Source organism: Eudoraea sp. (assembly GCF_049665975.1).
Taxonomy (GTDB): Bacteria; Bacteroidota; Bacteroidia; order Flavobacteriales; family Flavobacteriaceae; genus Eudoraea.
Genome location: NZ_JBATGR010000289.1, coordinates 1 through 9,148, shown reverse-complemented (window position 1 = coordinate 9,148; position 9,148 = coordinate 1). Strand labels below are relative to the sequence as shown.

Annotated in this window: 8 protein-coding genes and 1 pseudogene; 1 reads left to right on the top strand and 8 read right to left on the bottom strand. The window is 37.5% G+C overall.

Features of this window, described 5'->3' with window-relative positions; translation table 11 throughout:
• From WBN20_RS10250 to rpsO, 6 genes and pseudogenes are all read right to left on the bottom strand, one after another.
• Positions 1–80 (bottom strand): annotated as a pseudogene (locus tag WBN20_RS10250) (ribulose-phosphate 3-epimerase); the annotation flags it as partial.
• 82 nt (positions 81–162) lie between these two features.
• On the bottom strand, positions 163–1,215 hold the full coding sequence (locus tag WBN20_RS10245; RefSeq protein WP_424281612.1) for a hypothetical protein: 1,053 nt from the start codon (positions 1,213–1,215) through the stop codon (positions 163–165).
• 315 nt (positions 1,216–1,530) lie between these two features.
• Positions 1,531–2,820, bottom strand: coding sequence for a PQQ-dependent sugar dehydrogenase (locus WBN20_RS10240; RefSeq protein WP_424281611.1), 1,290 nt, complete (start codon positions 2,818–2,820; stop codon positions 1,531–1,533).
• A gap of 375 nt (positions 2,821–3,195) precedes the next feature.
• Positions 3,196–4,059, bottom strand: coding sequence for a sigma-70 family RNA polymerase sigma factor (locus tag WBN20_RS10235; protein WP_019671028.1), 864 nt, complete (start codon positions 4,057–4,059; stop codon positions 3,196–3,198).
• Between the two features lie 168 nt (positions 4,060–4,227).
• A complete protein-coding gene (locus WBN20_RS10230; protein WP_424274974.1) occupies positions 4,228–6,441 on the bottom strand; it encodes a polyribonucleotide nucleotidyltransferase in 2,214 nt (737 codons plus the stop codon).
• Between the two features lie 184 nt (positions 6,442–6,625).
• The gene (rpsO, locus tag WBN20_RS10225; RefSeq protein WP_424272450.1) at positions 6,626–6,895 is read right to left on the bottom strand and encodes a 30S ribosomal protein S15; all 270 of its coding nucleotides are present in this window, start codon (positions 6,893–6,895) and stop codon (positions 6,626–6,628) included.
• 165 nt (positions 6,896–7,060) lie between these two features.
• On the opposite strand from rpsO, the gene WBN20_RS10220 reads away from it, so the two are divergent.
• Positions 7,061–7,930, top strand: a complete 870-nt coding sequence (locus WBN20_RS10220; protein WP_424281610.1) for a hypothetical protein — start codon at positions 7,061–7,063, stop codon at positions 7,928–7,930.
• Between the two features lie 53 nt (positions 7,931–7,983).
• On the opposite strand, the gene accD is transcribed toward WBN20_RS10220, so the two are convergent.
• Together accD and WBN20_RS10210 are read right to left on the bottom strand one after the other, a co-directional pair.
• The gene (accD, locus tag WBN20_RS10215; RefSeq protein ID WP_424281609.1) at positions 7,984–8,844 is read right to left on the bottom strand and encodes an acetyl-CoA carboxylase, carboxyltransferase subunit beta; all 861 of its coding nucleotides are present in this window, start codon (positions 8,842–8,844) and stop codon (positions 7,984–7,986) included.
• A gap of 28 nt (positions 8,845–8,872) precedes the next feature.
• The coding region (locus WBN20_RS10210; RefSeq protein WP_424281608.1) for a class II fructose-bisphosphate aldolase at positions 8,873–9,148 on the bottom strand (276 nt) is incomplete at its 5' end.

Sequence of the window (9,148 nt, the reverse complement as noted above, 5' to 3'; positions counted from 1 at the left end):
GAATTGACCATTTCAACGGCTCTCTGTAAATTTCCAAAATCGGCCGCAAGTAATGAGGGCGCTATAAGTTTATTGTTCATTATTTGATGACTAAAAATATTTTGAAACAAAAATAAGTATTCATTATGGTTTTATGCTGAGCCATTAAATAATACTGCTAAATTATTCCAGATTCTTATTATTATAAAGTTCATGCGATTCATCGGCTCCACTTAGCAGATAGGCAAAAAGATCAGAAATTTCCTTTTCGTTTAACCTGTTTAGTAAGCCAGAAGGCATTGGTGAAATTGGAGATAAATCCTGTTTTAGTACAGATGATTTGGCCAACTGAACGGAGTATGAAGTATTTAACGGATTTGGCAATATTTTGATAGAATCTGAGCTTTCCGACAGAATTCTGCCAGCTATCTTTTTATCATTATCAAGATGAAAAAGGGTAAAAGCATATTGATCGGAAATGTCATCATTAGGGCTGTAAATGGAATATAACAAATCATACCTTCCAAACTTTGACCTTATCTGGGTTAAATCTGGTCCGGTAGCACCTCCTTCACCTCTCATTCGGTGACATAAAATACATAAAGCTGCCCGATATGCCCTCTCACCATCAGCCAAAGTTCCATTATAATCATTCATTTTATCACCCCAAAGAAACGAGTTGATGGTACTACCGGAATAATTTGCCCCAGGACCAATTGGTTGCGGGAGGTTTTCCGCAACAGTGCCAGGAGAATATACGCCGGAAAGCTCTTCAAAATATGCCTTGTCCTTATCGGGGACATTTGACATGGCTTGTAGCCTTACATTTTCCATGTAAGCTTTAAAACTCATTCCGCCTTTAGCACTTAAGACATCATAAAACCACATAAAGTATTTCTCGCGAAGTGCTTTGTTCCATCCTTCGGTGGCATGACTTAAAAGCATCCCATAAAAAATGGCTTCACTAGGAGGCATTTTTGCGATTACTTCCCTAATTAACGGGCCGTATTGTTCACTTCTTAATGTAGTTTCTTCTGAAAGCATCTGACTGGAGATGTTAGTCTTTTCGGCAGTATGTTTTTCTAATAAGGCACTAAGATTTTTTACCGTACCATCTACATTTAAATAAAGCATAATTTGCGCCAGTTCCCTGTTTATGGCATTGTTTGAATTAGGAAAATAAGGTTTAAATTTTTTGATAAGGGACTGTCGAGATAGACTTCCAGGTTGTCCCATCCGGATAAATAATAGCGCATAATTCCTCAAAAGGTCTACTTGTTGCCGTTCATCCAGATCTTCCCAAATGATCTGATTTAATTTTTTTAGAATTTTATCTTGATCTTTTTTATCTCCTTGTCTTGCTAACGCAATCCCGGCTTCGATCGTTTTTATTGGTGATTCTTCAGAATAGAACCTTTCCTGCCATCCCTCCGCAGGAAAGTTTTCCAGGGCAATTCGAGATGCATATCTTATAAATCTGTCTTCGTGATCCAGATTATTCCAGGCTTTGGATATGGCTTCTTCAGGATTAATCGCCGAATAATTTTCTAATTAATGTCTATGGTCTCTTAATTCTTTTCCACTATCATCAGGCCTATTTTCTGATTCAATAATATCTCCATCATAGCTCAATCGATATAAATGAGAATCCAGGCTTCTGCCTCCAGTTGCGAAATAAAGGTTGCCATCAGAACCTGCAATCATATCTGTTAATGGTAAAGGAGTGCCTGATAAAAATTCTTCTCTTGTTGCAGAATAACTGCTTCCTTTCGGTATAAGGTTTGCGTAATAGATTGTTCCAAAACTCCAATCCATAATGAAAAGTCCGTTTTTGTATTTTGACGGGATTTTCAAATTTGAACCGGCTAAAATTGCTGTAGGAGAGCCTTGTTCCAAATTATGGACTGCAGGCAAGTTATCCGGATAATAATCCGGCCATTTACCAGATCCTGTACGCCATCCATATTCACTTCCAGGAGTAACATGACATATTCTGGTTGGCCTGTACCATGGCATTCCAATGTCCCATTCCATATCGGCATCATATGTAAATAATTCGCCATCCCGGTTAAAAGCCAAATCGAACGGATTTCTATATCCGGCAGAAATGAGTTCCCAGTTTTCCCCATTGGAATCAAATTTCGCAACCCAGCCACCCGGTGCCTTTATTTCAGTGGCATGTCCTCGAGCGTCCAGATAGGGTGTAAACAGATTATCTTCGCCCCAGTTTGTAGGCAGGCGACTATTGTTTTTAAGGCTTTCAGGGATAATTACGTGGTTTCCCGCAATAAAATAGATAGATTCTCCATCTGGGCTTAACACAAAACTGTGTGGTCCATGCTCACCGGCCCCTTCTAATTTCAAGAGCATTCTTACGTCATTAAGTCGACCATCGCCGTTTGAATCCGTAATTCTATAAACACCACTTCCTCTTTGGCTTTCATCTGCAATAGCATCGTCCCAATTTTTATTGACCGCTACATACAGACTATTAAATGCCCACAAAAGGCCATGGGCTTCGCCAATATCAAGATTTAGGCTGTCTACATTTGCTGTTTGCACTATATCACCTATTTCCGGCATTTTAAAATAATAAATTTTACCACGCTGATCACATGCATAGATGGTTTTGTCGTCGCCCTCGGCCAGAGCTACCCATGAACCTTGTTTGTTAGCACTGATATGATATAATTCTTCAAGTATAAAATTTTCCGGTAAATTAAATTGTACCTCAGAAGTACCATTTTTATCTCCCTCTGATTTAGTCTTATTACAAGAAATCAGCAGGCAACCAAATACAACGCAAAAAATATTAATTGATATGGAAAAAAAGCCTTTCATAGATTATGATTTAAATGACTACTTCGTTAAACGCTTTACTTTTCATAAATATACAGAAATACGCTGTACAAATAGTTGAAGTTAAAATCAATACGAAAAAGTAGCGAAATGAACTTTTAATTGATCAAAAAGCCTGAAAATCGACTTGCATGAAAATCAACTTGGTTATGGAAATGTGGGAAAGATAATTTTTAAAAGAATCAATAATGCTTGATGGAATTACGGTAAAATGAAAAACTCCGGTAATCAGCCGGAGTTTATTCATCAATCAAAAAACGAACAGTCATGATAAACTGTTGTTACTGTTACAAATTACAATTTTTATACCAAAATTCCAATTCAAGAAAAATTTAACATGTAATTAATACTTCGTTATTATCCGAGATAAGTTTTTAATATTTTACTTCTGGAAGTATGTTTTAATCTTCTTATTGCCTTTTCTTTAATCTGACGTACTCTTTCCCTGGTAAGGTCAAAAGTTTCACCAATTTCCTCAAGGGTCATGGAATGTTGTCCAGCCAAACCAAAATACAATCTTATAACATCTGCTTCTCTGGGTGTAAGCGTCTCTAACGCCCTTTCAATTTCTGTACGCAAAGATTCATGTAATAATTCTTTATCTGGATTAGGAGATTCTCCACTGCGAAGCACATCATACAGATTTGAATCTTCCCCATCGATTAAAGGTGCATCCATAGATACGTGACGTCCCGAATTTTTCAAAGACTGTTTTACATCCTCAACTGTCATATCTAATTCCTTAGCAATTTCCTCTGCTGATGGGATTCGTTCATGAGCCTGCTCAAGAAATGCAAATGTCTTATTTATTTTATTTATTGAACCAATTTTATTTAGTGGTAATCTAACAATACGTGATTGTTCTGCCAAAGCCTGTAAAATGGACTGACGAATCCACCATACGGCATAGGAGATAAATTTAAATCCCCTAGTTTCGTCAAAACGCTGAGCAGCTTTAATAAGGCCAAGATTTCCTTCATTAATCAAATCGGGAAGTGTAAGACCCTGGTTCTGATACTGCTTCGCTACGGATACCACAAAACGAAGATTGGCTTTTGTTAGTTTTTCCAATGCTAACTGGTCACCTGCTTTAATGCGTTGTGCTAATTCTACTTCCTCATCGGCAGTAATTAGATCTACCTTACCAATTTCCTGTAAGTATTTATCTAAGGATGCCGTTTCCCTATTCGTAACCTGTTTTGTAATCTTTAGCTGTCTCATCTAGGTTTTCCTTTATATGTTAAGTTCAAAGTGCATGGGCTGCATATACTTATACGTAAAAAAACGGTAAATGTTACAATAAGGTTATATAAATTTAACTATAGGATATGATTATATTAAAAAAACCCCTGTTTTAAAGGGGTTTTACTATATCTGAGGATTAAAAGATTAGTCTCTTCTGGGTTTACGATCTCTATTTCTATCGTTTCTTCCTCTATCTCGATCCCTATTTTCTCTTGGCGGTCTTTCCTTGTAACCTTCCGGCTTTGGTAATAAGGCTTTACGAGATACTTTGTCCTTTCGGGTTCTTGGGTCCGTACCTAAATATTTAATATCAAAAACATCACCCATGTTTACAACATCGGTAACCTTCTCAGTTCGTTCCCAGGCAAGTTCAGAGACGTGAAGTAAAACTTCATTTCCCGGAGCTTCTGCGTATTCTACTACAGCCCCAAAATCCAAAATCTTTATCACTTTAACCTCATATATGCTGCCTACTGCTGGTTTAAAAGTAATAGAGTCTATTTTAGCCAATACAGCATCAATACCTGCCTGATCTGTTCCCAGGATCTCCACAAGTCCCTCTTCAGTAACTGGATCTTCATTTATTACAATGGTAGTACCAGTTGTTTTCTGAAGCTCTTGGATTACTTTTCCACCTGGTCCAATTAATGCACCAATAAAATCTCCAGGAATCGTTGCTGTTACCATTTTTGGCGCATGAGCTTTCACATCTTCATTTGGTTGAGCGATTGTATCGCTCAATTTCTCAAGAATATGGAGTCTTCCTTCTCTTGCCTGCATTAGGGCCTTAACCAGAATTTCGTAGGACAAGCCTTTAACTTTAATATCCATCTGGCAAGCTGTAATCCCATCAGCTGTGCCGGTTACCTTAAAGTCCATGTCTCCCAAATGGTCTTCATCACCCAGAATGTCTGATAATACCGCATATTTGCCAGTTTCGCTATCTGAAATCAATCCCATTGCAATTCCTGACACAGGTTTTTTAAGTTGAATCCCTGCATCCATTAGCGCCATCGTACCAGAACAAACGGTTGCCATAGAAGAAGAACCATTACTTTCCAAGACTTCAGAAACTACTCTAACTGTATAAGGACAATCTTCAGGGATCATACCTTTTAATGCTCTTTGGGCCAGGTTTCCATGTCCAACCTCTCTACGGGAGGTTCCCCTGATTGGTCTTGCTTCACCAGTGGAAAAAGGAGGAAAATTGTAATGGAGATAGAACGTTTCTTCGCCTTCGAATGATGGCATATCTATTTGATTTGCTTCTCTGGAAGTCCCTAAAGTAACTGTTGCCAATGCCTGTGTTTCCCCTCTTGTAAAAATTGCCGAACCATGAGTTGATGGCAAATAATCCACCTCACACCAGATGGGCCTTATTTCATCGGTCTTCCTTCCGTCTAGCCTTAATCCTTCATTTAAGGTAAGGTCTCTTACAGCAGCTTTTTCGGCTTTGTAGTAATATTTGCTGATTAAATCCCCAATTTCTTCTAGTTCTTCTTCAGAATGTGCAGCTTTAATTTCGTCTTTTATTTCTGAAAATGATGCACTTCGTTCATGTTTTGAAGAACCCGCCTTGGCTACTTTATATACTTTATCATATGCAAGGTCATGAATCTTTTTCATTAGCGTTTCGTCCTCATCTTCCGTTTCGTATTCGCGTACTTCTTTTTGCCCAAAGGCCTTGGCCAATTTAATCTGTGCGGCGCACTGAACTTTTGCAGCTTCATGAGCAAATTTGATTGCTTCAACCATTTCTTCTTCAGAAATTTCACTCATTTCACCCTCAACCATCATCACAGAATCCTCGGAAGCTCCAATGATCATGTCAATATCAGATTCAAGTAATTGTGCCCTTGTAGGGTTAATGACAAATTCGCCATTCACTCTCCCGACACGAACTTCAGAAATTGCACATTCAAATGGAAAGTCTGAGAGTTGAATTGCTGCTGATGCAGCAAGACCAGCCATTGCATCAGGCATTACGTTGTCATCATGAGACATTAACTGTATCATCACCTGAGTCTCAGAATGGTAGTCCTTTGGAAATAATGGCCTCAAAACCCGATCTACCAGTCGCATTGTCAATACTTCTCCGTCACTTGGTCTGGCCTCCCTTTTAAAAAAACCTCCTGGATAACGTCCTGACGCCGCAAATTTTTCCCTGTAGTCTACTGTTAAGGGTAGAAAATCTACATCACTTTGTCTATAATTGGAAACTACTGTACATAATAACATACAGTTTCCTGATTGTACAACAACAGATCCATGGGCCTGTTTTGCAAGTTTTCCGGTTTCGATAGAAATCTCTCTACCATCACCAAGGTCAATGACCTCTCTAAATGTTTTTGGAATCATAAATTTTAATTAGCACCTGAATATTTATCAGGCTGTTAAACAATGGTCAACCGTCTTACATAGACAGTCTGAGTTGTGTTGTTGTGTCGTAGACCAATGAAAAACTATGTGTAAGCTTTTTGTGTTCTCCCCAAATTCCGGGGATTTTGTTAAAAAAAAGGGGAAGCAATGCCTCCCCCTTATATTATTTTCTAATATTCAATTCTATAATTAGGGCACGATATTTTTCTATATCCTTTTTCTTCAAATAATCTAGTAAACTCCTTCTTTTACCAACAAGTCTTACCAGGGATCTCTCTGTATTATAATCCTTTTGATTGTTTTTTAAATGTCCCGTTAAATGATTAATCCGATGCGTAAACAACGCAATCTGACCTTCAGTGGAACCTGTGTTACCTTCTGAACCACCGTGGGTTTTAAAAATTTCTGCTTTAACTTCTTTTGTTAAATACATTCCAATATTGTTTTAAATGATTTTTATGTATCTGATTGATTTTCAATCGAGCGCAAAGATAGTAATAAATTTATATAAAGCGGATGTCATTAATTTTTTTTGAACTTCAATTAAACCTTTGTTAATACTTGGGGTCAAAGGAGAGTAATATTAAAAAATGATAATATGAAAAATTATTTAAAAAAATTGAATTTCACAGGAATATTGCTTTTAGCAATTGTATTAAATGTTTCCTGTAACAAAGAAGAATCTCCGGAAATTATTGAAACCGGGGAAACAGAAACTTTTGAGGTGGCACAACTTCAGGCCAGTGATGAATCTGAATTAATTTCTGAGGAAATCCTAAACATAGGAGAGGACGTCTACGCGGTTGATGAAATCCAAGCTACTTCCAAAGGTTCATACATTTCAGATTATTTACCAGATTGTGTTACAATTACTACAGTGGTGACTAGCAGCAGTAAAGAAAAAATTATTGATTTTGGTGAGGGATGTGAATTACCCAATGGAAATTTTTTAAGTGGGATCATTAAACTGAGTTATCTTAAGGACATGGAAATGGCCACTAATACGCTTAGTTTTTCACTTGAGAACTTTATATTTAATGGGGTATATGTAGCGGGAAGTGCAACTGTAGAGCGTATGCGTTCCAATGAAAATGGAAATCCCCAGTCAGAAGCGGTTGCCAATTTTACAGGAGAATGGCCAGATGGTGATACTGCCAGTTTCTCAGGAAACAGGACCAGAGAATGGATTGAAGGTTTTGGTAGTGGATTCTGGGGCGACAATGTTTTTCTTATCTCGGGCAAGGGTATTTACACAGGGAAATATGATAATGTATTCGTAAAAGAAACGATAAGCCCTTTACGAAGAGAACTATCTTGTAGATTCCTGGTGAGTGGAATACTTGAAATTACGCGCAATGATACAACAGTGGGTCTTGATTTTGGAGACGGTAGTTGCGATTCTAAGGGGATTCTTACTTACCCTAATGGGGAATCTGAGGAAATATTTTTAAGAAGGTTTAAAAACTAAATAACCTACAAATTATTAATAAATAGCTCTGGCTTTCCAAGTCCGGGCTATTTTTATTTTCTTACAGCCTTATTCTGAATAAGATCTATATAGAGGTTGATATTCTTTTTTAGATCCCTTCTATGAGAAATAAAGTCTAAAAAGCCATTTTCCAAAACAAATTCTGCTGTTTGAAAACCTTTTGGCAGATCCTTCCCTGTGGCTTCTTTAACAACTCTGGGTCCTGCAAAACCAATCAATGCACCAGGTTCAGAAATATTAATATCTCCCAGCATTGCATAGGAAGCAGTTGTGCCTCCGGTTGTAGGATCTGTACATAAAGAAATATATGGAATTTTGACTTCAGCTAACTGCGCTAATTTTGCAGATGTTTTGGCAAGTTGCATCAATGACAGGGCTGCCTCCATCATTCTGGCGCCACCAGATTTGGATATCATCACAAAAGGAATTTTCTTTTTAATGGAATAATCTATTCCACGTGCAATTTTTTCACCAACAACACTTCCCATTGAACCCCCAATAAAAGTAAAATCCATACAACAAACAACCAGATCCTTACCTACAGATTTCCCAACAGCTGTTCTTACTGCATCTTTTAAACCTGTTTTTTTTTGGGCAGCCTTCAATCTATCCGAATATTTTTTGGTGTCCTCAAATTTTAATGGATCTTTGGAAGTTAACTTGGCATCTAACTCCTGAAATTTATTGTCGTCAAATAAAATTTCGAAATATTCTTTGCTCCCAATCCTAACATGATAATCATCTTCGGGACTGACATAATAATTTTTGGCTAATTCTTCAGATTCAACAATCTTTCCGGTTGGGGATTTATACCATAAACCTTTGGGCGTATCTTTTTTCTGCTCTGTTGCAGTTTGTATACCTTTCTCTGTTCTTTTAAACCAAGCAGTCATTCGAATATAATTTAATTCTAAAAGTTACCTACAAGGTATTAATATTGTTTAGATCTTCAAAAGCTTTTTTTAATCTCTCAATAAATGTCTTTTCTCCTTCTCGAAGCCAAACTCTTGGATCGTAATATTTTTTATTAGGTTGGTCGGCACCATCCGGATTCCCAATTTGCGATTGTAGGAAAGCCGATTTACTCTGCATGTAATCCCGAATACATTCCATGAAAGCATATTGTAAATCGGTATCAATATTCATCTTTATCACTCCATATCCAATTGCTTCCCGTATTTCCTCAACAGTGGAGCC

What these genes read in the sequence shown, in the direction of transcription:
- WBN20_RS10240 (WP_424281611.1), bottom strand. Translation starts at nt 2,820, where the DNA reads ATGAAAGGCTTTTTTTCCATATCAATTAATATTTTTTGCGTTGTATTT.
- WBN20_RS10235 (WP_019671028.1), bottom strand. Translation starts at nt 4,059, where the DNA reads ATGAGACAGCTAAAGATTACAAAACAGGTTACGAATAGGGAAACGGCA.
- rpsO (WP_424272450.1), bottom strand. Translation starts at nt 6,895, where the DNA reads ATGTATTTAACAAAAGAAGTTAAAGCAGAAATTTTTAAAACCCACGGT.
- accD (WP_424281609.1), bottom strand. Translation starts at nt 8,844, where the DNA reads ATGACTGCTTGGTTTAAAAGAACAGAGAAAGGTATACAAACTGCAACA.
- WBN20_RS10230 (WP_424274974.1), bottom strand. Translation starts at nt 6,441, where the DNA reads ATGATTCCAAAAACATTTAGAGAGGTCATTGACCTTGGTGATGGTAGA.
- WBN20_RS10220 (WP_424281610.1), top strand. Translation starts at nt 7,061, where the DNA reads ATGAAAAATTATTTAAAAAAATTGAATTTCACAGGAATATTGCTTTTA.
- WBN20_RS10245 (WP_424281612.1), bottom strand. Translation starts at nt 1,215, where the DNA reads ATGGGACAACCTGGAAGTCTATCTCGACAGTCCCTTATCAAAAAATTT.